The 23,766-nt window shown below is 56.4% G+C and carries 17 protein-coding genes, 1 tRNA gene and 1 pseudogene; 13 read left to right on the top strand and 6 right to left on the bottom strand.

Translation table 11 applies throughout. The features are described from left to right. Nucleotides 1–112: 112 nt before the first annotated feature. Nucleotides 113–1,981, top strand: a complete 1,869-nt coding sequence (locus tag FT726_RS02960) for an amidohydrolase (RefSeq protein WP_346302383.1) — start codon at nt 113–115, stop codon at nt 1,979–1,981. A gap of 27 nt (nt 1,982–2,008) precedes the next feature. Here FT726_RS02960 and FT726_RS02955 read toward each other — a convergent pair whose 3' ends face one another. Continuing rightward, nucleotides 2,009–2,971 (bottom strand): sensor domain-containing diguanylate cyclase, encoded by a 963-nt coding sequence (locus tag FT726_RS02955; RefSeq protein ID WP_166719826.1) that lies wholly within the window; start codon nt 2,969–2,971, stop codon nt 2,009–2,011. Between the two features lie 370 nt (nt 2,972–3,341). On the opposite strand from FT726_RS02955, the gene FT726_RS02950 reads away from it, so the two are divergent. The 3 genes from FT726_RS02950 to uxuA all read left to right on the top strand — a co-directional run bounded on the left by FT726_RS02950 (nt 3,342) and on the right by uxuA (nt 8,494). After that, nucleotides 3,342–6,593 carry a transporter substrate-binding domain-containing protein gene (locus tag FT726_RS02950; protein ID WP_346302382.1) on the top strand — a complete coding sequence of 1,084 codons (3,252 nt, stop codon included), beginning with the start codon at nt 3,342–3,344 and terminating at the stop codon, nt 6,591–6,593. Then, the gene (locus tag FT726_RS02945) at nt 6,593–7,297 is read left to right on the top strand and encodes a response regulator transcription factor (protein ID WP_282995920.1); all 705 of its coding nucleotides are present in this window, start codon (nt 6,593–6,595) and stop codon (nt 7,295–7,297) included. Before FT726_RS02950 ends, FT726_RS02945 begins: the two co-directional genes overlap by 1 nt. Before the next feature lie 132 nt (nt 7,298–7,429). After that, on the top strand, nt 7,430–8,494 hold the full coding sequence (uxuA, locus tag FT726_RS02940; protein WP_288423210.1) for a mannonate dehydratase: 1,065 nt from the start codon (nt 7,430–7,432) through the stop codon (nt 8,492–8,494). An 18-nt stretch (nt 8,495–8,512) separates the two neighbouring features. Here the strand turns inward: uxuA and FT726_RS02935 are convergent, their stop codons facing one another. From FT726_RS02935 to FT726_RS02925, 3 genes are read right to left on the bottom strand one after another with little or no spacing between them, the layout of a single operon-like run. Continuing rightward, a complete protein-coding gene (locus FT726_RS02935; protein WP_249217897.1) occupies nt 8,513–10,069 on the bottom strand; it encodes a DHA2 family efflux MFS transporter permease subunit in 1,557 nt (518 codons plus the stop codon). After that, nucleotides 10,066–11,106 (bottom strand): HlyD family secretion protein, encoded by a 1,041-nt coding sequence (locus tag FT726_RS02930; protein WP_346302381.1) that lies wholly within the window; start codon nt 11,104–11,106, stop codon nt 10,066–10,068. The genes FT726_RS02935 and FT726_RS02930 overlap by 4 nt, the downstream gene beginning before the upstream one ends. Beyond that, complete coding sequence (locus FT726_RS02925) at nt 11,103–11,648, bottom strand: helix-turn-helix domain-containing protein (protein ID WP_058780409.1); 546 nt, start codon at nt 11,646–11,648, stop codon at nt 11,103–11,105. The genes FT726_RS02930 and FT726_RS02925 overlap by 4 nt, the downstream gene beginning before the upstream one ends. Nucleotides 11,649–12,155: 507 nt before the next feature. Between FT726_RS02925 and FT726_RS02920 the strand changes: the two genes are divergently transcribed. Then, nucleotides 12,156–13,838: an AIPR family protein gene (locus FT726_RS02920; protein WP_288423200.1), complete on the top strand. Its 1,683-nt coding sequence runs from the start codon at nt 12,156–12,158 to the stop codon at nt 13,836–13,838. A gap of 382 nt (nt 13,839–14,220) precedes the next feature. Here FT726_RS02920 and FT726_RS02915 read toward each other — a convergent pair whose 3' ends face one another. Then, the gene (locus FT726_RS02915; RefSeq protein ID WP_288423197.1) at nt 14,221–15,165 is read right to left on the bottom strand and encodes a MurR/RpiR family transcriptional regulator; all 945 of its coding nucleotides are present in this window, start codon (nt 15,163–15,165) and stop codon (nt 14,221–14,223) included. A gap of 291 nt (nt 15,166–15,456) precedes the next feature. On the opposite strand from FT726_RS02915, the gene FT726_RS02910 reads away from it, so the two are divergent. The 8 genes and pseudogenes from FT726_RS02910 (at nt 15,457) to FT726_RS27610 (ending at nt 23,288) form a co-directional block, all read left to right on the top strand. Beyond that, nucleotides 15,457–15,762 carry a PTS sugar transporter subunit IIB gene (locus tag FT726_RS02910; protein ID WP_021507627.1) on the top strand — a complete coding sequence of 102 codons (306 nt, stop codon included), beginning with the start codon at nt 15,457–15,459 and terminating at the stop codon, nt 15,760–15,762. 59 nt (nt 15,763–15,821) lie between these two features. Then, nucleotides 15,822–16,166 (top strand): PTS lactose/cellobiose transporter subunit IIA, encoded by a 345-nt coding sequence (locus FT726_RS02905; RefSeq protein ID WP_230201125.1) that lies wholly within the window; start codon nt 15,822–15,824, stop codon nt 16,164–16,166. Continuing rightward, entirely contained in the window at nt 16,159–17,466 is a 1,308-nt protein-coding gene (locus FT726_RS02900; RefSeq protein ID WP_021507629.1) for a 6-phospho-beta-glucosidase, read from the top strand. The genes FT726_RS02905 and FT726_RS02900 overlap by 8 nt, the downstream gene beginning before the upstream one ends. Nucleotides 17,467–17,619: 153 nt before the next feature. Further along, nucleotides 17,620–18,975 (top strand): PTS cellobiose transporter subunit IIC, encoded by a 1,356-nt coding sequence (celB, locus tag FT726_RS02895; RefSeq protein WP_346302380.1) that lies wholly within the window; start codon nt 17,620–17,622, stop codon nt 18,973–18,975. A gap of 162 nt (nt 18,976–19,137) precedes the next feature. Beyond that, nucleotides 19,138–19,749, top strand: a complete 612-nt coding sequence (locus FT726_RS02890) for a glutathione S-transferase family protein (protein ID WP_058759678.1) — start codon at nt 19,138–19,140, stop codon at nt 19,747–19,749. A 14-nt stretch (nt 19,750–19,763) separates the two neighbouring features. Beyond that, nucleotides 19,764–21,824, top strand: a complete 2,061-nt coding sequence (locus FT726_RS02885) for a pyridoxamine 5'-phosphate oxidase family protein (protein ID WP_346302379.1) — start codon at nt 19,764–19,766, stop codon at nt 21,822–21,824. A gap of 578 nt (nt 21,825–22,402) precedes the next feature. Next, nucleotides 22,403–22,873 carry a hypothetical protein gene (locus FT726_RS02880; RefSeq protein ID WP_346302378.1) on the top strand — a complete coding sequence of 157 codons (471 nt, stop codon included), beginning with the start codon at nt 22,403–22,405 and terminating at the stop codon, nt 22,871–22,873. 127 nt (nt 22,874–23,000) lie between these two features. After that, nucleotides 23,001–23,288: pseudogene (locus tag FT726_RS27610) on the top strand (RAQPRD family integrative conjugative element protein). A 393-nt stretch (nt 23,289–23,681) separates the two neighbouring features. Here the strand turns inward: FT726_RS27610 and FT726_RS02870 are convergent. Then, nucleotides 23,682–23,757 (bottom strand) — tRNA-Phe (locus FT726_RS02870). Nucleotides 23,758–23,766 lie beyond the last annotated feature (9 nt).

The raw sequence follows: 23,766 nt of genomic DNA, 5'->3' as shown, positions 1-23,766 counted from the left end.
ATCAATAACTGCTGTCATTTCGTATTTTTTTCCTCATCGGCGCAAGCATTTTTAACCGCGCATTAACACGGTGGCTGAGGGCCGCTACGCTTAATTTAACGGAGAGAACAGAATGACGACCGCATCCCTGATTTTTACCAACGGTAAGTTTCACACCGTCGACCGCGCAAATCCGCTGGCTACCGCCGTGGCCATCAAAGACGGCAAGTTCCTCGCCGTAGGTAGCGAAGCGGACGTCATGCGCTTTGCCGGCAGCGAGACGCAAATCATCGACGCCAAAGGGCACACCGGCATTCCCGGCCTGAACGATTCCCACCTGCATCTGATTCGCGGTGGCCTCAACTACAACCTTGAGCTGCGTTGGGAAGGCGTGCCGTCGCTGGCCGATGCGCTGCGTATGCTGCGCGAACAGGCCCTGCGTACGCCGTCACCGCAGTGGGTGCGCGTGGTCGGGGGCTGGAGCGAGTTCCAGTTTGCTGAGCGCCGCATGCCGACGCTGGACGAAATCAACGCCGCCGCGCCCGATACACCGGTCTTCATTCTGCATCTGTATGACCGCGCGCTGCTCAATCGCGCCGCGCTGAAAGTGGTGGGCTACACCAAAGAGACCCCCAACCCGCCGGGCGGCGAAATCCAGCGCGACAGCAATGGCAATCCGACCGGCATGCTGATCGCCCGTCCTAACGCCATGCTGCTGTACGCCACGCTGGCGAAAGGGCCAAAGCTGCCGCTGGAACAGCAGGTTAACTCGACGCGTCAGTTTATGCGTGAACTGAACCGCCTCGGTCTGACCAGCGCCATTGACGCCGGCGGCGGCTTCCAGAATTACCCGGACGATTACGACGTGATCGCCGAACTGCACGTGAAAAAGCAGCTGACGGTACGCATCGCCTATAACCTGTTCACCCAGCGTCCCGGCCACGAGCTGGAAGACTTTGAGAAGTGGACCGATATGCTGAAGCCGGGCCAGGGCACCAATTTCCTGCGCCACAACGGTGCCGGTGAAATGCTGGTGTTCTCGGCGGCGGACTTCGAAGATTTCCTCGAACCGCGCCCGGATCTGGCACCCGGCATGGAAGATGAGCTGGAGCGCGTGGTGCGTCACCTGGTGGAGCATCGCTGGCCGTTCCGCCTGCACGCCACCTATAACGAATCGATCAGCCGCATGCTGGATGTGTTTGAGAAGGTGAATCGCGACATTCCGTTCAATGGCCTGCACTGGTTCTTTGACCATGCGGAAACCATCACTGAAGCCAATATTGAGCGGGTAAAAGCGCTCGGCGGCGGCCTGGCGGTGCAGCATCGCATGGCTTTCCAGGGAGAATACTTTGTCGATCGCTACGGTAAAGAGGCCGCGAAGCAGACGCCGCCGGTGGCGCGCATGCTGGAGGCCGGCGTGCCGGTCGGCCTCGGTACCGATGCCACCCGCGTTGCCAGCTATAACCCGTGGACCGCACTGTACTGGCTGGTTTCAGGCCGTACCGTCGGCGGGATGCAGCTGTACGATGACAACGCACGCATCGACCGTGAAACCGCGCTGATGCTGTGGACCAAAGGCAGCGCCTGGTTCTCCAGCGAGCAGAGCGCCAAAGGTGAGATCAAAGTCGGCCAGCTGGCGGATCTGGTGCTGTTGTCGAAAGATTTCTTCAGCGTACCGGAAGAGGAGATCAAAGGCATTGAATCGGTGCTGACGCTGGTGGATGGCAATGTGGTGTATGCCGCTGGCAGCTTCACGCCGCTGGCACCGCCGCCGGTGCCGGTGTTGCCGGAGTGGTCGCCGGTGGTTACCGTGCCTGGTCACTACCGCAGCGCCCCGCCGCAGACCAGCGGCCGCGCCGCGCGGATGCCGCAGGTACACCAGTGCAGCGGCCCCTGTGGCGTGCACAGCCACGCTCATGATGTCGCGCGCCAGTCATCGGTGCCGGTGTCAGACAACAACGCGTTCTGGGGTGCGCTGGGCTGTTCCTGTTTTGCGTTTTAAGTGATAAAAGGGTGCGGGCGCTGACCCTCACCCCACCGATATATTGCCTGCCAGGCCAAAGCCCTGCTTACCGTTCTTTTTAATCTGGTACATCGCACCATCCGCCCGGGTCAGCGCGTCGTCGAAGCTGTCCCGCCGGTGTACCGGGGCGATACCGATCGAAGCACCAATCCGCGCATGACCATTGTCGACATCAAACGGCGTCAGTGCCGCATCCAGCACCGCCTGCGCCAGAATGCGCACCTTCGGGTAGTCAATCAAAAACGGCAGCAGCAGCACGAACTCATCGCCGCCAAGCCGCCCGACGATGGCCTCTGACGGCAGCAAATCGCGGATGCGCTGGCTGAGCTGAATTAGCACCTCGTCACCGCTGCGATGGCCGAGCGTGTCATTGACGTGCTTGAAGTTGTCGAGGTCGATAAACGCCACGCACAGCGGCCCGGCGCGTTGCAGCTGACTAAAATGCGCCTGCAGCGCGTGGCGGTTGGGCAACGCGGTTAACGGGTCGTGATGCGCCAGCAGGGAGAGCTGGGCTTCGTAATTCTTCTCTTTGGTCATGTCGATATGGGTGCCGGTCACTTTGAGCGGATTACCCTGCTCGTCCCACTCGCTGACGCGGCCGCGATCCAGCACCCAGGTGATTTTGCCGTTCTTGCCGATCATACGGTGCAGCGCCTCGTAATAGGGCGCGCGTCCTTCAATATGATCGTAAAAGGCGCGCAGCACCTCATCGGCATCTTCCGGATGCAGGCACTCGCGCCAGGCATCAAAGCGCGCTTTGGTCTCTTTCGCCTGAAAGCCGAGCATCGCGCCCCAGCGCCGGTTAAAAATCACCAGCTTGCCGCTGGGAATATCCAGCTGCCACAGGCATAAGCCGGTCCCGTCCAGCGCCGCGTTCAGCTTATTACGCGCGTCGTGCGCCAGGCGCTTGAGGCGCGCATTGTGCTTTTTCAGGTTCTGAATCTGCTGGCGCAGCGCTTCTTCGGACATGGTTGATCGCTGGAGAGAAAATAAGGGCTATTTTGCCTGCACGATAGATTCTGTAAATAAAACAAATGAAAAGGCGATTAGCGTCGGAAAATTGCGCCGGGTTCAGCAGGAATGGCGAAGCAACGCGGTAATTTCAGCAAACAAAACTTACACTTACTAAAAATAGCAGCGCGCTTCGCTTCGTCGCGCCGGCGAAACCTGCCTTTCACCAGGAATTTTCTCTCCTGTTTTTAAGAAATTTCTTAAGCGCGATTTAAGTCCACTTGTATTAAGTCGCTGTTGAAGGATGCCTGACGCGCAACGTGCCGTCAGAGAAGAAGCGCCGTCATGGTGGCAGCGCGCGCAACCGGTCCAGCGAGTGAAACCATCCGTGAGTAAACGCATCCTCAGCCTCCTTCTGTTACTGGGTTTTTGCCTGTCTGCCTGGGGTGCAACCACGTTAAATTTCTCGCCGCGCTATGGTCTGGTAGCACCGGAAGTCACGCTGTCGCCGCAGAGCCAGCAGTGGCTGAAACAGCACTCTGTACTGCGCGTCGGCGTGTGGAACAATCCGCTGCCGCCCTATTCCGTGTCGTTTGAAGCCAATACCTACGAAGGACTTTCGGCCGATTATCTGGCCATCGTGGCGAAGGCGTTAAATCTGCCGGTGAAAATCAAGGTGTATAAAACCCGGCTGGAGCTGGTGGATGCGCTCAACGACGGTGAAGTCGATCTGATTCCTTACTATACGCTGGCCGCCAATCAGGATACGCAGCTGGCGCTGAGCCTGCCGTATTCACTGGCGCGCAGCGTATTAATCAGCAAACGTAACGCGACCTTCGACAGTGAGCTGAAAAATAGCCGCTATCGCCTGCTCTATTACGGTGATGCAGAACTCAAAGCGCTGCTGCACAAGCGCTATCCGCGCGCCACGCTGGCGCCGGCCGCGCCGCCGCTGTGGGCCTACACCGACACCGCGTTTAGCGAAAACACCCTGTTCTGGAGCAACAGCGCCACTCAGCGCTTTCTTTCGCATCGCGGCCTGCAGAATGTGATTGAAGCGCACAGCACGCCGTACACCAACGATGTCGACGCGCGCTTTGCCAGCAACAGTGCCAATCTGCCGCTGATCGCAGCCATCGATGAAATCCTGAAAAACATTCCGCTGCGCAACGCGGTACAGATCGCGGAAGCCTGGAGCCTGGATTATCAGTCGGTGGTTAAAAACCATCCGCTGGATCTCAGCGACAAAGAGGCCGCGTGGCTGGCAGAGCACCGCGAGATCACCGTTAACTACGATCCTTCGCATACGCCATTTACCTTTATTGATAACCGCCAGCGCGTGGTCGGCCTGAGCGTGGACCTGCTGAAAATGATTTCCCAGCGCACCGGCATTCGCTTTCGCTACAACCCGATTCAGGGGTTGAGCAACATGCGCGATACGCTTAATCGCCAGCGCGATGCGATTATCGCCGTCAGCGACGCCACCGCGCAGCAGGACGACAAAATCCGCTATACCCGCTCCTACATCTACTCGTCGTGGGTAGTGGTGACGCGCAAAGACAGCCCGTGGAAAAGCTTTGATGAGATGGCGGGCAAGCGCATCGGTATCTATGAGCGCGCTTACTATCGTTACGATTTACGCGAACGCTGGCCGGGCATCAACTTCGTCGAAAACGGCGTATCGATTGATTCACTCGGTCAGCTACTCGATAAGCAGCTGGATGGCTTTATCGTGCCGTACGAGTCGTCGCTGTTTCTGCTCAACAATCACTTTAATGACAGCTTTAAGGTCGCGTTTGTCGCGCCGCTGCCGATGTTCCGCATGGCGATGGCGGTCAATGGTCAGGATCAGGTGCTGCTGTCGATCCTTAACAAAGCGCTGTCCGATATTCCGCAGCCGACCATGCAGTCGCTGATGGAGCGCTGGATCAAATACACGCCGCCCGCCACCAGCACCTCGTGGCAAAGCTATCGCAGCTATATATTGCGCATCGTCGCCGTGGCCGGGCTGGGCCTGCTGTTTTTCCTGTGGCGTAACCATCTGCTGAAAGCCTCGCTGGCCAAACAGCGCGAGCACGAGCGTGAAATCAGCGAGCAGCTGGCGCATATCGAAGCGCTGATGGCCGACCTGCGCAAAGCCAACGAAGTCGCGGTGCGCGCCAGCGAAGCGAAAAGCACCTTCCTGTCGCACATGAGTCATGAAATCCGCACGCCGCTGGCGGCGCTGATTGGCCTGCTGGAAATCGAGCATCTCGGCCAGAGTAATGAACAGCAGCGGCAGAAAAACATTGATGTCGCCTGGGAGTCGTCACGTTCGCTGCTGTCGCTGGTGGGCGATATTCTCGACCTGGCAAAAATCGAATCCGGGCATTTCAGCGTGCAGCTGCAGCCGATGTCGCTCAGTGAAGTGGTACGGGATTGCGAAGCGCTGTTCCGCCAGGTGGCGCTGAACAAGGGGCTGGCGCTGAATATCGTGCTGGAGCTGGAGCAGGACCAGGTGCTGTTTGACCCGGTGGCGCTGAAGCAAATTCTCTCCAATCTGGTGAGCAACGCCATCAAGTTTACCTCGCACGGCGAAGTGGAAGTGGCGCTGTATCAGGCAGAGAGCACGCGGCCGGAGTATGTGCTGGAGGTGAGCGACAGCGGGGTTGGCCTGACGGCAGAGCAGCAGCAGGCGATCTTCGAGCCGTTCATTCAGGTCGATCAGGGCAGCAACCGCGCCAGCGGCACCGGGTTAGGCCTGAATATCTGCCGCCGGCTGGCGGTGATGCTCGGCACCGAGCTGCACGTCGAGAGTGAACCGGGTGACGGCAGCGTATTTATGCTGCGCTTCCGCGCGGAAGCGGCGAGCATTGAACATGAGCAGCCCGCCCTGCAACAGCCGGTGGAGCCAGCAAAACAGGCTGCACTGCGCATTCTGATTGTCGATGACAACGCCACCAACCGTCTGCTGCTGGCCCAGCAGCTGCGCTACGCCGGCCACCATGTGCTGGTGGCGGACGGCGGTGCAGCGGCACTGGCGCTGTGGCGCGAAAATCAGCCTGACCGCGTGATTACCGACTGCAACATGCCGGAGATGGACGGCTTCGAATTCACCCGCCAGCTGCGCGCTGAAGAGAAGCGCCTGGTGCGACGCGCGGTACCGGTTTACGGCCTGACGGCGATGGCGGAGGAGCGCGTGGCGCAGCTGGCGCAGGACGCCGGCATGAACGGTTGTCTGTTTAAACCGCTGGAGCGCGCACAGCTGCTGCAGGTGATCACCGGCGCACCGATGAACCCGACGCGTGACGATACCCTGCTGACGCTGGAAAATCTGGCGGCAAACAACCCGCAGGCGTGGCGCGACCTGGTGACCACCGCGCGCCAGCAGAACAGTTACGATCTCGCCCAGCTGACGCAGGCGGTGGCTGCGAACAATTTTGCTTCGGCGCGTCACGCCGCGCATCAGCTACTCGGCAGTGCCCGAATGCTGCGCGCCGACGCGCTGCAACATCGCTGCCGCGCCGCCGAACAGGCCGCGGAGCATCAAGATAGTGCGCTATTACAGCAGCTGCTGCCGGAGGTCGCCGGGGCGGTGGCCGAGCTGGATGCGCTGTTCCTGCGTGCCCTGGAAACGCCCATTCCTGAAGAGGTGATTTAATGAAAGAGAGCGCAATCTGGCAGATTGCCGTGCTGGACGATCATCCGCTGATTGGTAAAGCCATGCAGTACCGCTTAGCGCAGGAGCCGCAGCTCGATCTGGTCGGGGCTTTTGCCCAGCGCCAGCAGCTGATGGCCTTCCTGCAGCGCCACCCGCTCGATATCCTGGTGCTGGATTACATGCTGGGTGAAGACCAGCTCGACGGGCTGCAAATGGTGAAACAGCTGCGCCTGCACTACCCGCAGCTGAAGATTCTGGTGTCGTCCGCGGTGGAGAAACCAGCGATTGTCCAGCTGTTGCTGAAAGCCGGCGTGCAGGGATTTGTCGGTAAAAGCCACGATCAGGAGGTGCTGATCGATGCCATCCATCAAATCTGTCGCGGCAAGCGTTTCCTGACGCCGGACATGATGCTGGAGCTGGATAAATTCCAGGAGAGCGATCGCGAGATGCACGACTACCTGACGCCGCGCCAGGCGGGCGACGACATCTCGCTGCTGCTGCGCGAGCTGAGCCCGCGCGAAATCGAGGTAATTCGCTGTTATCTCGACGGGTTGAGCATTACGCAGATCGCCGGTAAATACGCGCGCAGCCGCAAAACCATCAGCGGTCAGAAGCAGACCGCGCTGCGCAAACTGGGGCTGCGCTCGGATCTCGAACTGTTTAAGTACAAGCAGTATTTCACCGAGCTGGTGACCACCCAGTAAGCGACTGCGCTGCGGATAAAACCGGTTCTGTGACGCGGATCATGGCTTAATCGCCGCACAATGCTGCCCTCATGAATTCTAGTATGGTAGCTTAGCCGTTATCATACAGACACGATGACGGTGGATGACATAATGCAGCTGACAATGCGGTGGTTTGGGCCGAAGGAAGACAAGGTTTCGCTGGAATATATTCGCCAGGTGCCGGGCGTACGCGGCGTGGTGGGCGCACTCTACGATGTGCCGGTGGGCGAAACCTGGCCGCAGGAGAAGATCCAGGCGCTGGTCGATCAGGTGCACGCAGCCGGACTGACGGTTGAAGTGATTGAGAGTGTTAATATTCACGACGACATCAAGATCGGCCTGCCGAGCCGCGATCGCTACATCGCCAATTATCAGCAAAGTATCCGCAACCTGGCGGCCGCCGGGGTAAAAGTGATCTGCTACAACTTCATGCCGGTGTTTGACTGGATGAAGACGGATATGCATTACGTGCTGCCGGATGGCTCCATCACCATGGCCTTCGAGAAGCAGGGCATTGATAAAAGCCTCGACGAGGTGGTGAAAGAAGTACTGGGCAGCGCCAACGGCTTCGCGCTGCCGGGCTGGGAGCCGGAACGGCTGGCAAAAGTTCAGGAGCTGTTTGCCAAATATCAGGACGTAGATGACGCGAAGCTGCGTGAAAACCTCGCCTATTTCCTCAAAGCGGTGATCCCGGTGTGCGAAGAGGTGGGCGTGAAGATGGCGATCCACCCGGACGATCCGCCGTATTCGATCTTCGGTCTGCCGCGCGTGGTGAAAAACCGCGATGATCTCGACTGGATCTGTAACGTCGTCGATTCTGAAGCCAACGGCATCACGCTGTGCACCGGATCGATTGCCGAGGATCCGCAGAACGATGTCTATGCCATTCTGGCCGAATTCTCGCGCCGCAAGCGCATCCCGTTTGCCCACGTGCGCAACATCAGGATCATTCGCGATAAAGATTTCTACGAGTGCGCGCATCCGACGGAGTATGGCTCGCTGGATATGTATAAAGTGCTGCAGTCGATGTATGACAACGGCTTTGACGGCTATATCCGTTCGGATCACGGCCGCTTTATCTGGGGCGAAACCGGAAGGCCCGGCTACGGTTTGTACGACCGCGCGCTGGGCACCACTTATCTGCTGGGCCTGTGGGAAGCGCTGAGTAAACGTTAATGGGCTGCGATCTGGCGCTCACCCTTGCGGCTTTTTCAATAACGGTACCAGCAGCGCCGCGACGAAAAATCCTGTCATGATCAGCCAGAACGCGTCGGAAAAGGCCTGGGTGCGCGCTTCACGCAGCGTCAGCGCCGCCAGCGACTGCAGCGCGGCCGTATGCGCGGCATCCGGGCTCAGGCCGCTGGTCATCAGCGCCTGAGCGCGCCCCTGCAGAAAATCACCCAGCGTCAGGCTGGCGCTGTTGAGATGATCCGCCAGCCGGCTAAAGTGCAGGTTGGTGCGGTCGTTGAGCACCGTACCGCACAGGGCAATGCCAATCGCGCCGCCAAGGTTGCGCATCAGATTAAACAGGCCAGACGCGAGCTTCAGGCGTGCCGGTGGCAAACTGCCCAGCGTCAGCGTCACCGTCGGTGCCACGGCAAACTGCTGCGCCATACCGCGAAATGCCTGCGGAAACAGCAGCTCCTTCGCCCCCCAGTCATGGGTAATCGGCACGAAGAAATGCATCGACAGCGCAAAACAGATCAGCCCCGCCGCCAGCAAAATACGCAGATCGACGCGGTTCGCCAGCCAGGCATACAGCGGGATCGACAGAATCTGAAACACCCCGGTGGAGAAGATCGCCAGTCCAGTCTCAAGTGCGCTGAAGCCGCGCACCTGGCTGAGAAACAGTGGCGTAAGGTAAATGGTGGCAAAGATCCCTACGCCCGCCATAAACGAGAAGTAGCAGCCGAGGCTAAAGTCGCGGTCCTTGAGCGCGCGTAAATCGACAATCGGTTTGGCATGCCGCAGTGTGCGGATCACAAACAACACGCCCGCCGCCAGCGCAATCCAGCCGGTGGTGGCAATGGTGTCATCATCAAACCAGCCCCAGCGCGGCCCCTCTTCCAGCGTATATTCCAGACAGCCGAGCGCCAGCGCCAGCAGCACGATGCTGAGATAATCCGCGCCGCGCAGCAGTTCGCGGTTGGGCGCGTCAATGTTCACCAGCAGCGGAACCGCAATGGTGATGTAAATACCGGGAATGATGTTGATAAAAAACAGCCAGTGCCAGCTGAAGTTATCGGTGATCCAGCCGCCAACGGTCGGGCCAAGCGTCGGCGCCAGCGACGCCAGCGCGCCGACGGTCGCGGCAGCAATCACCCGCTGCCGGCCCTGGAAAAAGGCGAAGGCGGTGGTGAACACCAGCGGGATCATCGAGCCACCCGCCAGCCCCTGCAGCGCACGGAACGCGATCATGCTCTGAATGTTCCACGCCCAGCCGCACAGCAGGCTCATCAGCGTAAAGCCGCAGGCCGAGGCGGCGAACAGCCAGCGCGTAGACAGCACGCTGGCCAGCCAGCCGGAGAGCGGAATAATGATGATTTCGGCGATCAGGTAGCTGGTCTGCACCCACACGGTTTCATCATCCCCCGCCGACAGGCCACCGCCAATGTCGCGCAGCGAAGCTGAGACAATCTGGATATCCAGCAGCGCGATAAACATGCCGATGCACAGGGTGGCAAAGGCGAAGACTTTCCGGCTGACCGGCATCTGCGCGGGCGCGATCGGCGCGGCGACCACGCGGCTCATTGCGCGCTGCGCTCATCGACGGTAACAGTCACCGACAGTCCCGGACGCAACAGCCCGAGCGTGGCCGCATCGCCGTCCAGCGCAATGCGCACCGGCACGCGCTGGACAATTTTGGTGAAGTTACCGGTGGCGTTTTCCGCCGGCAGAATGCTAAAGCGCGAACCGGTCGCAGGCGACAGGCTGGCGACATGCCCGCTGAAGGTGCGGCCTGGCAGCACGTCCGCGATAATCGTTGCCGTCTGGCCTGGCCGCATGTGCGCCAGCTGGCTCTCTTTAAAGTTGGCGTCAATCCACAGCCCCTGCGCCGGCACCAGCGACAGCAGCTGCGTGCCGCTGCTGACATACGAACCAGCCCAGGCGCGGCGATTGCCGATTACGCCATCAAACGGCGCGCGGATAGCGGTGTATTCCAGATTGAGCTGTGCCAGTGCCAGGTCGGCCTGCGCCTGTGCCAGCGCGGCGTGCGTCTGCTGCTCACGCGCATCCAGCACCTGCAGCTGACGTTCGGCGACCGCGCGATCGGCACGGGTTTTGCCTTCCTGCGCCAGCGCCTGATGGTAATCGGCCTGCGCATGATCGCGAATCTGCTGCGACACCGCAGCGCTGCTCACCAGCGCGTCATAGCGGCGCTGGTCGGCGGTGGTTTTCTGCGTCACCGCCTGCGCCGCCTGCAGCGCAGCACGCGCGCCGTCGATGGTGGCCAGCTGGAGCTGGCGCGTGGCGGCGATATCCTGCAGCGCCGCCTGCTGCGCGGCGACTTCGCCCACCGCACGGTCAACCGCCGCCCAATAGTCGCGGTTATCCAGCTGCACCAGCAGGTCGCCCTTTTTAACCGCCGCATTATCCTGCACCGCCAGGGTCTGGACATAGCCGGACACTTTGGCCGAAATCGCACTGATATCCGCGCCGACGTAAGCATCATCGGTCGAAGGCATAAAGCGCGCGCTGTGCCACCAGTAATAGCCATAGCCGGCCAGCGCCACGCCGCCGCAGGCCAGCATCAGCAGCAGTGCCGCTTTTTTCCGCGTCAGGCTCATGGTTCGTTCCCGGCCACCGTCTGCGGAGCGAATTTTTGCGCCGTATCGCCTGCGCGCTTTCTCGCCAGATACTGCTGGCGATAGTGCATCATCGGGCTGGCCGCCGGGCCTGGCACCATCTGGTATTTGTCACTGGAGAGCGGCTGGCCGGTGGCGCTGTCGACCATTTGCGGCGTCACCGGGCGCTGAGTGGCGCTTTCAACCAGCTGCATCTGCCGCCCTTCCGGTGAAAAGTGGGTGCTGCCCCACTCGGCCAGCGCCAGTATTACCGTGCGAAAATCGCGGCCCGCCGCAGTGAGCTGGTACTCGTAGCGTGCCGGAGCGTCGCTGTAACACACCTTTTCCAGCAATCCATCCTCCACCAGCTCTTTCAGCCGGCGCGACAGAATATTAGGTGCCACGCCGCTGCTTTTCTGAAATTCATCAAAGCGGGTAAAGCCGGCCAGCGCATCGCGCATGATCAGCATGCTCCAGCCATCGCCGACGCGTCCAAGGCTGCGTGCGATAGGGCACGGCATATTACACAGAGGTTGGTTTTTCATGGGCCAGTTCCCGATGTGAAGTCGATGCGGGATACTGTGGCAGGGTAACTTTCATTTTGCAAGTTACTTGCAAAATGAAAGTGTTCTCGATGATTTGTTAATTATCTAACTGTCTGACTTAAAATAGGTTTTTATAAACCTCAGCATAAATTGTGAGAATGAAAGCCCCGACCATGATAGTTATATATTTTAATTAAATTTCAGAAATTCGGAACAGTTATCCAATAAAATAATTAATAAATTTATCATTGAAATTAAATTTAACCTCAGTCACTAGTTAAATAATAATCCAAAATATTTATGATGTACAAATACAAATTAAAAGACTTATTTTTGAATAGGTTAAATAATATATTTGAATATTTGCATTACAAATAAGCAATAAAGTTAACCACTCCAAATAAGCTTTCACACCAATAGAATTCCAGTTATCTAATGTGTTTTACATTAAAAAAATTTATGATAAAATTTCTGAAGGGACTACTAACTTAAACTTATGGAACTGCTATGGCACAATTACACGTCAGACACATTAAACAAGCAATCTTAAAGGATTTTTCCAAACTATTAGACATTACCGACTTAGAGGGAAAGTCTGATAATGACAAAGAAGATGCAACCTTAACACGAGGGCAAATGGCTTACTCTCTATCCTATGTCTCTGGCTGTGATAATGAGCAAGCAGCCAACTCTATCACAGATGGATATATGGATAATGGCATAGATTCTATTTTCTACAGTCGTGTCAATCACGTATTATATTTTGGCCAATCTAAATGGAAAAAGAATGGAACAGGTAGTATTGATGTTGGAGGAATTCGTAAGTTTCTTGCTGGGGTTGAAAAAACCATAAATTCAAATTACTCCAGAGTCAACGATAAAATAAAGTCAAAACAAGCTGAAGTTGAAGATGCTCTTGACAATATTAATATCAGAATTTCCCTTCTAATCTGTTATACAGGTAACGACAGTGTTTCAGAAGATGTCATTGAGGCACTCGAAGAATTCATTAACAAACATAATGACTCATCTAATATATTTAGCTATCACATTGTAAAACAACAAGATCTACATAACGCCATATCTGCTGGAAAAAATAAAAAGATTGATGTTGAAGTGTTATTAAGCCACTGGGGAAGCGTTAAAAATCCTTACAGTTCATATTATGGACAAATTGCAGCTTCCGACTTGGCTCAATGGTATAAAGAGCATCAGGAAGGGTTATTTTCTCCAAATATTAGAATGTTTCTAGGTTCAACTGACGTAAATAGTAGCATTGTAAATACTCTTAAATCAGATGCTGATAAGTTCTGGTATTTTAATAATGGTATAACAGCTCTATGTGATAAAATTGTCAAAAAAGCTATAGGTGGTGGAACCCGTGAACATGGACAATTCTTTTGCTATGGTCTTACTATAGTTAATGGTGCTCAAACTGTCGGTTCAATTGCCAGTGCGAGTTTAGAAGTTCCTGAAAAAGTCGAAATTGCCAAAGTTCCATTCAGAATTATCTCTTTGGAAAATTGCCCTCCACAACTCGAAGTTGAGATAACCAGAAATAACAACACTCAAAATAGAATTGAAAAAAGAGATTTTGTTTCGTTAGATCAAAACCAGGAAAGGCTGAGAGTTGAAATGCTAATGGATGACAAAGAATATAAATATAAATCCGGGGATTCAGTAATAAATTTAGACAATCAATGTGGGCTTGAAGAAGCGACAATTTCTTTAGCTTGCGCACAAAATGATGTTAGTTTGGTTGTTGATGCAAAAAGTGGTATAGGACGGTTATGGGATGATATTAAAAAACCCCCCTACACTTTATTGTTTAACAAATCACTCACAGGACCACAATTATGGAGAATCATTCAGGTTTATAGAAGCATTGAAAGTAGATTAGTCAGGCTTAAAAAGAGTAAGGAAGGTAAAGAGAGAGCAATTACCATTCACGGCAATCGTTTAATCGCTCATATTGCAATGCAATCAGCTAGTTTTAATCTTTACGATGGCTCTGAAAAGCTTATTATTGATGAAATTAATGAAATAGCTAAGCTTTGTGATAAAGCGCTTGATTTAATTCATGAAACAGTTATTGAACTATATCCTGACGCCTATATCGCCAACTTATTCAAAAACCTAATGAAAACCACAGAAATTACAAAATCAGTCATTGAAAAAATGAAAATCTAACAAAATATGGGTGGAGAAACTCCACCCTTAAAGATCCATACACATATCCAATAAAAATTTAGGCATCAAGAAGCCTCTTAATAAATCATTTAAAACCATAAGAGTTTTAGCTGTTGAAATTCTGTAGATTTCTTTCAAATTTTATTATCGCCCGCCACGTTCATGTTTCTGCGGTATGCCGGCTATTCACCTTATCATTACCCTTATTCCAAACGTTAACCAGCATAAAGCCTTTAATATATTTTGATAATGTCAGAATGATATAGCAGTAATTCGGACGTCGGCGGCAGCGCCACCACCGCTGACGTGACGCGCGCGCTGGTGCAGTTTATTGAAGCCAAATCTCAGGTGGCGGCAACCGCCTGAGTCGAAAGGCGGGGTGTTACAGCGCCGCCGCCAGCCGGTCCAGAGCCAGCAGAATGCCATAGCGCCGCGCCGGTGCTGCATCCGGCAGCGGCAGCCAGTAGTTGGCCTGGCTGGCGAGATCCAGCGCCGCCGGGCACAGCGCCATCACTGGGGTCTGCTGGATGTGAGCGTGATGCACCGCGCTGAGCACGCTGCTGTTGATGGTGTCCGGCGCGAGGATCAGCAGCAGATCGTCCGGCTGCAAACGGCTGAGCGTCAGGCGCAGCAGGTTGTCGTCCTGGATCCACGCCAGCGCCAGCCCGGATTCACTCAACCGCTGCTGCACTTCCGCCACCAGCGGCGTGTGCTGGCCGGCGGCACCAATCAGCAACACGCTGCGTGCCTGACGCAGCGCCTGCGCCGCCTGCTGCCAGCGGCTGTCATCCAGCTGCTGCCACTGCTGGGTCAGCGCCTGATGCAGACTCACCAGCTGCGGCACCGCACCGTGGCTGGCGCTGGCTGGCTCGGCGCTGGCGCGTGCCAGCCGCATACGCAGATCGCGAATATCGTCGCAGCCGACCGAACGGGCAAAGCGGGTAATGGTCGCCGCACTGACTTCCGCCCGGCTGGCCAGTTGTTCAATGGTGGCCGAGGCCGCAAACGCGGTGTCACGCAGGATGGCGCGCGCCACCCGCTGCTCCTGCTGGCTGAGCGAAGCCTGCCGCTGACGAATCACCGTCATAAACGCACTTTCCTGCTGGCCGGCCTGGCGCACCTGGTGCAGAAAATCATCCAGATCGCGGTAGCCCGCCGAGGCAGCAAAGCGCTGGAGTACAGCCGGGCTGACACCCGCCTGCGTCGCCAGACTCTCCATGGTGGCCTGCGCGCTGGCGTGCAGGTTATCCAGAATAAATCGCGCCAGCTTTGATTCCTGCGCATCAAAACGCGCCGACTGCTGCTGCAGTTGCCAGACAATATCCATTAGCTCATCACATCCTCAGTAACGAACTCTCATGATGCATGAAAATATTTTTCATGGTGAGATTTTTTTCAGCTGAGCGCACTGAATTTTCCTGGAATTAAAGCACTCGCAACAGAAAATCATCGTGCCGATCACACCAATGAAAATTATTTTCATGGCGGTTTAATGATTAAGATATTGATAAATAATACTTTAAATAACTTTCACCACAAAATCATCTGGCCGCAGGGTATTTACAGTGCGACTGCGACAGGTCTTAAATGCCGGAGTCAATTCACAGGAGGATAAATTATGCGCATTGTTCTTTGCTGTGCCGCCGGCATGTCTACCAGCATGCTGGTGAATAAAATGCAGCACGCCGCACAAGCGCGCGGGCTGGCGATCAACATTCAGGCCGTCCCGGTGGCCGATTTCGAACGTATCCTGCCGGACGCAGACGTGGTGCTGCTCGGCCCGCAGGTGCAGTTTGAAGCTGCCCGCCTCACCGCCATCGCAGCCCCGCAGGGCAAGGCGGTCGCCGTTATCGACATGATGGATTACGGCATGATGCGCGGCGAACAGGTGCTGGATAAAGCGCTGGCGCTGCGCGCTTCCTGATTCTTCGTTTCCCCCAATCTGACTGATAACACACGGCGTTGCGCTGTGGGAGATTCTGCATGCCTGAAGATGACGTAATGGTGGTTCCGGAAGAGGAGATCATGCTGCTGCTGGTGCAGGCCGGTGCCGCGCGCAGCGCCGCTCTCAGCGCCCTGCGGCTGGCGCGCGCCGGCCAGTTTGATGCGGCACAGCAGCAGCTGGCGGCGGCGCGGGAAAACGTGAGCAGCGCGCACCAGCAGCAGACGGCACTAATTAGCCTGGACGAAGGCAGCGGCCGGTTGCCGGTTACCCTGATTCTGGTTCATGCCCAGGATCACCTGATGAACGCCATGCTGATTCAGGATTTAGCGGGCGAAATCATTGAACTCTATCGCCGTACCACGGCAGGAGAAAACGATGCTTAAGATAGCAATCATTGGCGGCGGCAGCAGCTATTCGCCGGAGCTGGTGGAGGGAATCATCAACCGTTATGCGCAGCTGCCGGTAACCGAACTGGCGCTGGTGGATGTGGCGGCAGGACGCGAAAAGGTGCAGATCATCGCCGATCTCACGCGCCGCATGCTGCAAAAAAACGGGCTGGAGCAGGTTAAGGTCAGCGTGCACTTCGCGCTGGATGAGGCGATTCGCGGCGCGCGCTTTGTGCTGACACAGCTGCGCGTCGGCCAGCTGGCGGCACGCGCCGCCGATGAACGGCTGGGCCTGAAGTATGGCCGTCTCGGTCAGGAAACCACCGGCGTCGGCGGCTTCGCCAAAGCGCTGCGCACCATTCCGGTGATGCTGGAGATTGCGCGCAAAGTGGAACAGCTGGCACCGGACGCCTTCATCATCAACTTTACCAATCCGGCGGGCATCGTTACCGAAGCCGTGGCGCGCTACAGCAACGCGAAGATCATCGGCCTGTGTAACGTGCCGGTGAATATGCACCATATGATCGCCGGCATGTTACAGGCGCCGTTTGACGAGGTGGCGCTGCGCTTTGCCGGGCTGAATCATCTGGTGTGGGTGCATCAGGTGCTGTGCCGCGGCGAGGACGTGACCGCCGGGGTGATCGAACAGCTGTGCGAAGGCCAGGCGCTGACCATGAATAACATCAAAGAGATGCCGTGGTCGCCGGCGTTTCTGCGCGCGCTGCAGGCGATTCCCTGCCCTTATCACCGCTACTACTGGCAAACACCGCAGATGCTGGCCGAAGAGCAGGAGAAAGCACAGCACGGCCAGGCCGGAACGCGCGCCGAACAGGTGATGAAAGTGGAAGCCGAGCTGTTCGCGCTGTATGCCGATCCGCAGCTGGCGCACAAGCCGGAGCAGCTGAGTTTTCGCGGCGGCGCATATTACTCCGAAGTGGCCGTTGAGCTCATCAGCGCCATCCATAACAATAGCGGGCAAAATCTGGTGGTGAACTGCCAGAACCGTGGGGCGATTCACGGTCTGCCGGACGACGCGGTGGTGGAAGTGAACTGTGTGGTCGATGCGCAGGGCGCGCACCCGCTGGTGTTTGGCGCGCTGCCACCGCTGATGCACGGGCTGACGCAGCAGATCAAAGCCTTCGAGCGATTGACCATCGACGCGGCGGTGCACGGCGATCGCGGTGCCGCGCTGCTGGCGCTGGTCGGCAATCCGCTGGTCGGCGATGTCGCCAGCGCCGAAGCGCTGCTGGACGAAGTGCTGACGCTGAATCAACCGTGGCTGCCGCAGTTTGCGTGATATCCCTGTCGCAAACCGCACCCAGGCCGTCGCGGCGCGCTTCATCGCGCAATAAATTGCGCCGCGACGGCCGGGTGCAGGTATCCGCTGCCGCGCCGAAATGACACGCATTGACCTGTTAATTTGTTGCGCCATTGTGCCCGAGGAGGCCCTATGTCCAACCGTAATATCATCGAACGTTATGTGCTGCCCGCCGCGCTCAAGGTGGCCGGGCAGAAGCATGTGCTGTCCGTGCGGGACGGCATCATTCTCAACATGCCGTTCATGCTGATCGGCAGCTTTTTTCTGATCTTCGCCTACCTGCCGATCCCGGCGTGGGGCCATCTGATGGCCGACCTGTTCGGCGACAGCTGGCGCAATAAACTGCTCTATCCGGTGCGTGCCACCTACGACATCATGGCGCTGATCTCCAGCTTCGGCATCGCTTACCGGCTGGCGGAGAAATACCGCACGCTCGACCCGCTAACCAGCGGCGCGATGGCGCTGGTGGCGTTTGTGATGACCATTCCGCAGCAGACGCTGTTCGCCCCGGTTGAAGGCGCGCCCGCGCAGCTGGTCACCGGCGTGCTGCCAATTTCGCTGATCGGTAGTCAGGGCCTGTTCGTGGCGATTGTGATTGCGCTGCTCTCCACGGAAATCTACCGCTTTGTGCACAGCCGTAACCTGGTGATTAAGATGCCGGAAGGCGTACCGCCGGCGGTGGCGAAATCGTTCCTCGCGCTGGTTCCCGGCTTTTGCGTGCTGGCCGTGGTGCTGCTGCTGCGCCTGGCCGTTGAAGCCTCACCGTTCCAGGACATCAACAACCTGATCGCCACGGTGATTGGTCTGCCGATGCACCACGTCGGCGGCACGCTGCCGGGGATGATTTTCTCGGTGCTGCTGATTGGCATTCTGTGGACGCTCGGCCTGCACGGCGATGCCATCGTGCTGGTGTTCATTCAGCCGGTATGGCTGTCGAACATGAGTGAAAACCTCGAAGCCTTTCAGCATAACCAGCCGATTCCGCACATCTTTACCCAGCAGTTTTACGATTTATGGATTGCGCCTGGCGGCACCGGCGCGCTGCTTGGGCTGGTGATCTTTATGCTGATCCGCGCGCGCAGCCGCCAGATGAAACAGCTGGGGAAAATCGCCGCGCCGGCGGCGCTGTTCAACATCAGCGAGCCACTGGTGTTCGGTATTCCGCTGGTGATGAACCCGTACCTGTTCCTGCCGTTTATCCTGACGCCAGTGCTGCTGGTGATTGTTTCGTGGGCGGCAATGAGCAGCGGTCTGGTGGCGCCGCCAGCCGGCATCGCCCTGCCCTTTACCACGCCGATCTTCGTCAGCGGCTATCTCGCCACCGGCGGCCATATCTCCGGCACGGTGTTGCAGGTGGTCAACCTGACGATTTCGCTGGTGGTCTACTATCCATTTTTCCGCGTGTGGGATCGCCTGAAGCTGCGCGAAGAGCAGCAGAATGAACAGCAGGCGAAGGCCGCCAGCAGTAGTGCCGTCGTGCCTTCCTGAACCACTTCCTCTGCCGGGTGCGCTCTGCTGCGCACCCGGCCGCATCCTTCCACTTTTTGCAATAATGACTTCGCAGATCTGGCTATTCTGCCAGCAATACGGCTGTGCGAACCTTAGGCCACGGCTCGGGATCACCCCGGCCACTACCTGAGGAATCGCATGATGAAACTGTACAATTTAGCGCTCTCCGGCCACGCTCACCGCGCACTGCTGGCGCTGTCACTGCTCGGCATAGCGCATGAAACGGTCGAAGTTGACCTGCCTGGCGGCGAACATAAAACCCCGGCGTTTCTCGCCATCAACCCGTTCGGTCAGGTGCCGGTGCTGGAAGACGAAGGTGTTTATATCGCAGATTCCAACGCCATTCTGGTGTACCTGGCGAAGAAATTTAACCGCAGCGACTGGCTGCCGGAAGATGCGCTGGGTGCCGCCCAGGTGCAGCGCTGGCTGTCGGTGGCGGCCGGTGAACTGGCTTACGGTCCGGCGGCGGCGCGCCTGATTACCGTGTTTGGTGCCAAATTCAACGCGGAAGAGGTGCTGGCGCGCGCGCATCTGATTCTTTCGCGGCTGGAAAGCCATCTCAGCCAGCGTGAGTGGCTGGTGGGCGACCATCCCACCATTGCTGACATCGCTTTATACAGCTACCTGGCCGGAGCGCCGGAAGGCAATGTCGAGATGTCCGGTTACCCTGCGGTGAATCAGCTGCTGCGCCGGATTGAAGCGCTGCCCGGCTTTGTGCCTTTTCCGCAGACCGCCGCCGGCCTGCGCGCCTGACAGGAGCCAGCATCATGGGCGAGAAACTGATTACGCTGCCGGTATGGCATGACGGTGAAATTGCGCTGCAGCAGCAGGCGGGGGTGGCGGAACGTATGGCCGATGTCGGGCAGCGCGTGATTCGCGATTACATGCCCGATCAGCATCGTGACTTTTACGCGCAGCTGCCGTTTATCGTTGCCGGCAGCGTTGATGCACAGGGTGATGCCTGGGCCACGCTGCTGGAAGGCCAGCCCGGTTTTATCTTCTCGCCCAACGCCACCACACTGGATATCGCGGCCGGTCCTGACGCCAGCGATCCGGCGGCCGCCGGGATGACCGATGGCGCGCCGGTGGGCCTGCTCGGCATTGAGCTGCACACGCGGCGGCGCAACCGCATGAACGGCGTGCTGACGGCAATTGGCGGCGGCCTGCGCGTGCAGGTTGACCAGAGCTTCGGCAACTGTCCGCGCTATATTCAGCTGCGCGATTTCCGCTTCGACCATGCGCCCGGCAGGGCTTATCAGGGCGAAGTTGAGACGCTCAGCGCGCTGGATGACGCCGCGCGCGCCGCCATCCGGCAGGCGGACACGTTTTATGTCACCACTTATGCCGACCAGGCGCGCCGTCAGGTAGACGTTTCGCATCGCGGCGGCAAAGCCGGTTTTGTGCGCATCGCTGCCAATGATGTGCTGACCATTCCGGACTTCAACGGCAACCTGTTCTTCTCCACCCTCGGCAATATCGTGCTCAACGGCAAGGCCGGGCTGCTGTTTATCGACTACGCCAGCGGCGATGTATTACAAATGAGCGGCGATGCCACGGTGATAACCGATTCCGCCGAAATCGTGGCCTTTCAGGGTGCCGAGCGGCTGTGGCGCTTTAGCGCGCGCCGCATCGTGCGCCGGCGCGCGGCCCTCGCCCTGCGCTGGGCCGATCAGCCAGACGGCGTATCGCCCGCCTCGCTGATGACCGGTGACTGGCCGTCCGCCAGCAAACGCCTGCAGGCGCAGCAGCTGGCGGCGCAGTGGCGACCATTCCGCATCACGCGGATCGTCGAGGAGAGCGCGCAGATTCGCTCGTTTCATCTTATGCCGGATGATGGCGCTGGCGTGCTGCCGCATCTGGCGGGCCAGCATCTGCCGATCCGCCTGACGCTGCCGGGCAGCACTAAACCACTGATTCGGCAATATACGTTGTCAGTTGCGCCGTCGGATGGTTATTACCGCATCAGCGTGAAGCGTGAAGGTGCCGTATCACAGTATCTGCACGATGCTCTGCGCGTCGGCGATCGGCTGGAGGTGCGCGCACCGGCCGGTGACTTCACTATTGATGCACACGAAACGCGGCCAGCGGTGCTGCTGGCAGCGGGCGTCGGCATCACGCCGCTGCTGGCGATGCTGCGTCACCTGATTTATGAAGGCCGACGCAAACGCCGGATGCGCCCGGTGTATTTGCTGCAGTCGGCGCGTAACGTCGCCGAACGCCCGTTTGCGCGTGAGATCGATGCGCTGCTGGCGGCCAGCGAAGGTGCGTTGAAACTGGTACGCGTGCTCAGCCAGCCGGGCGAAGCCGAAGCGGGCGTGGATTACGACGTTGCCGGACGCATCGATATGGCGCTGCTGTCGCAGGTGCTGCCGTTCAACGATTACGATTTCTATCTGTGCGGCCCGCCGTCATTTACCCAGGCGATGTATGACGGACTGCGCGGCCTGAATATTGCCGACGCGCGTATTCACGCTGAAGCGTTTGGTCCTTCGTCGCTGCAGCGTCAGCAGGAGGATGTGCCAGAGCCCGCCGCGCTGCCGCCGGTGGCGACCGAAGCGGTGCCGGTGGTGTTTACTGAATCGCTGAAAGAAGCGCGCTGGACACCGCAGTCCGGCACGCTGCTGGAGCTGGCCGAAGCGCGCGGCCTGAGCCCGGCCTACAGCTGTCGCGCCGGACATTGTGGCAGCTGTAAGACCAGACTGGTGAAAGGTGCGGTGACTTATACTTCCCGGCCAGGCATCACGCTGGCGCAGGATGAGGTGCTGCTCTGCTGCGCGGTGCCGGCGCAGGTCGAAGACGGGGACGCGGCGGTGCAGCTGGCGTTGTGAGGTGAGTGCCCGGCAAGCCGGTTATTCCTGATTATGCATGGATCATATTCGGGGTCAGGGTGAAATTGAAAACATTACTAACATTACAGCGTATTAATCAACGGGGAGCAGGTCACCTCGTTTGAAGATTTAGTTTGTTTAAAATTATAAACTTCTTCACTTGCGGGTAGTGGTGGTAATTCGTCACCATAGACCTTATCTTGCCTTCTAGAAATGCGTTATTTTACAGGTTTACTATCACTAAGAATTTTATTATTGATATCATCAAAATCATCACTATTTTTCGCCATAAGTATCATCTTTTATCATCTGGTATATTTTGCCATTATTAGTTAGGATCACGAGCATAATGATCATATACTTTCACCATGCAAACTTATGCACTATTTTAATGTATCATTATCGATAGTATAGTAGCCTAAGTGGGGCTTTTAGTTGTTTAACTGGCTTTTGACACCTTTTAGATATGATTAATAAAACATAATGGAGCTATAATGTTAACAATATTTATTGATTACATAAAAAGGAATTTTGCAATCATAATTTCTACCATTGCATTTATATTGAGTGTATTTCAGATGATTGAACAACGCTCTCATGACAAAATATCCGTAATGCCCATCTTAACTACCTACTATGCTATAAATGGAAGCAATGATGACAAATATCTTTCTTTTTTTTTTTTTAATGGTGGGCCGGGAAACGCTATTGTTAAATCAATACAAGTAACAGTTAATGGTAAGGTTGTTGATAATGATTATTTTGGACCGTTTTTTGCAGCAATCAAATCTCTTAACCTAGATCCATTCTGTTTCATTTATCGGACCCCCAGGCAGAATGACTTCATAAAAAAGGAAGAAGAAGTAGCCTTCATAGAAGCGAATAAAAAATCAAAGGCCTCATGTGCAGTTAGTCAATCTATTTTTGCTCTTAAAAAAGGATATCAAGGGTCAGCCGAATTTGATTTTAAAATTCACTTCAAATCCATCTATAATGAAAAATTTACATATCACTATAGAGATAACACCCAAAGCAAGGGATGGAATTAATTCCCCCTAATTTCATTTTAAGTTTTAAATGTTCGAAAGGATCTACGAAAACATTCACCTTCATTATGACTTCGAAGGTGAATTATGATAGACCACAAACATCAACTGTTAATTTTTATCCCTTTTTATAGGTTTAGAAATAAGCAGTGCCACTGCATCCGAACTCGACAAACTTGCCACCACCCAGCGCCTGCTAGACCAAGTCCAGCTCTCCCTCGACCGTGCCCGCACTGTCGCTGCTCAGTCCGCCCCCAATAACCGCCGCCGCTAACTGTTCGACTACAAGAAAGCCAATGAAGACCTCAACACCATGCGTGCTGGCATCGGCTGCTACACGCAGCCTCTCCGTGCGCAGTCGCTGGATTACGGCAAGGTCAGCGGCGATTACACGCGAGGCCGTCCGCTATGGCGATGATTGCCGCACAGATTAACGCGATTAAAACGGCATCCGGCAACATCGATATTAGCGTTCTGTAACTGGAGTCCGTTGGGCTACCACTGTGAGTTGTTTCTCTGGTCAGCCTGAGCTGCATTGGATGTCTGGCATGGACGGGAAAATACCTAAGTCAGGGATGCCGCGCTAGTCCGATTTGTTATCCGTTCTATGGCTTAACCGATCGTCTGCATCTGGATGTTCACCAGTTAACGCAGACATTTTCGAAGTGCTTTTACCCGTCAGATTGCTTAAGAGGAAGACTCATACTGGATAGCTGAAGCAGTACTATGACCTCAGCAGTCAAAGTGACCAGAAATCATTGGTGCTTCAAAAAGCAAAAACCCAGCCATAAAGGCTGGGTTTTCAGAATGTTGGTGCCCGGACGCGGAATCGAACCACGGACACGGGGATTTTCAATCCCCTGCTCTACCGACTGAGCTATCCGGGCAACGGGGCG

Source organism: Pantoea sp. Morm (assembly GCF_016643525.1).
GTDB classification, from domain to species: Bacteria; Pseudomonadota; Gammaproteobacteria; order Enterobacterales; family Enterobacteriaceae; genus Pantoea; species Pantoea dispersa.
The sequence above is the reverse complement of the archived record's forward strand: the minus strand, read 5'-3'. Positions and strand labels throughout refer to the sequence as shown.

Coding starts and splice junctions, on each gene's coding strand:
- FT726_RS02960 (WP_346302383.1), top strand. CDS start 113: ATGACGACCGCATCCCTGATTTTTACCAACGGTAAGTTTCACACCGTC.
- FT726_RS02900 (WP_021507629.1), top strand. CDS start 16,159: ATGCTTAAGATAGCAATCATTGGCGGCGGCAGCAGCTATTCGCCGGAG.
- uxuA (WP_288423210.1), top strand. CDS start 7,430: ATGCAGCTGACAATGCGGTGGTTTGGGCCGAAGGAAGACAAGGTTTCG.
- FT726_RS02890 (WP_058759678.1), top strand. CDS start 19,138: ATGAAACTGTACAATTTAGCGCTCTCCGGCCACGCTCACCGCGCACTG.
- FT726_RS02885 (WP_346302379.1), top strand. CDS start 19,764: ATGGGCGAGAAACTGATTACGCTGCCGGTATGGCATGACGGTGAAATT.
- FT726_RS02920 (WP_288423200.1), top strand. CDS start 12,156: ATGGCACAATTACACGTCAGACACATTAAACAAGCAATCTTAAAGGAT.
- FT726_RS02905 (WP_230201125.1), top strand. CDS start 15,822: ATGCCTGAAGATGACGTAATGGTGGTTCCGGAAGAGGAGATCATGCTG.
- FT726_RS02945 (WP_282995920.1), top strand. CDS start 6,593: ATGAAAGAGAGCGCAATCTGGCAGATTGCCGTGCTGGACGATCATCCG.
- celB (WP_346302380.1), top strand. CDS start 17,620: ATGTCCAACCGTAATATCATCGAACGTTATGTGCTGCCCGCCGCGCTC.
- FT726_RS02955 (WP_166719826.1), bottom strand. CDS start 2,971: ATGTCCGAAGAAGCGCTGCGCCAGCAGATTCAGAACCTGAAAAAGCAC.
- FT726_RS02935 (WP_249217897.1), bottom strand. CDS start 10,069: ATGAGCCGCGTGGTCGCCGCGCCGATCGCGCCCGCGCAGATGCCGGTC.
- FT726_RS02910 (WP_021507627.1), top strand. CDS start 15,457: ATGCGCATTGTTCTTTGCTGTGCCGCCGGCATGTCTACCAGCATGCTG.
- FT726_RS02915 (WP_288423197.1), bottom strand. CDS start 15,165: ATGGATATTGTCTGGCAACTGCAGCAGCAGTCGGCGCGTTTTGATGCG.
- FT726_RS02930 (WP_346302381.1), bottom strand. CDS start 11,106: ATGAGCCTGACGCGGAAAAAAGCGGCACTGCTGCTGATGCTGGCCTGC.
- FT726_RS02880 (WP_346302378.1), top strand. CDS start 22,403: ATGATTGAACAACGCTCTCATGACAAAATATCCGTAATGCCCATCTTA.
- FT726_RS02925 (WP_058780409.1), bottom strand. CDS start 11,648: ATGAAAAACCAACCTCTGTGTAATATGCCGTGCCCTATCGCACGCAGC.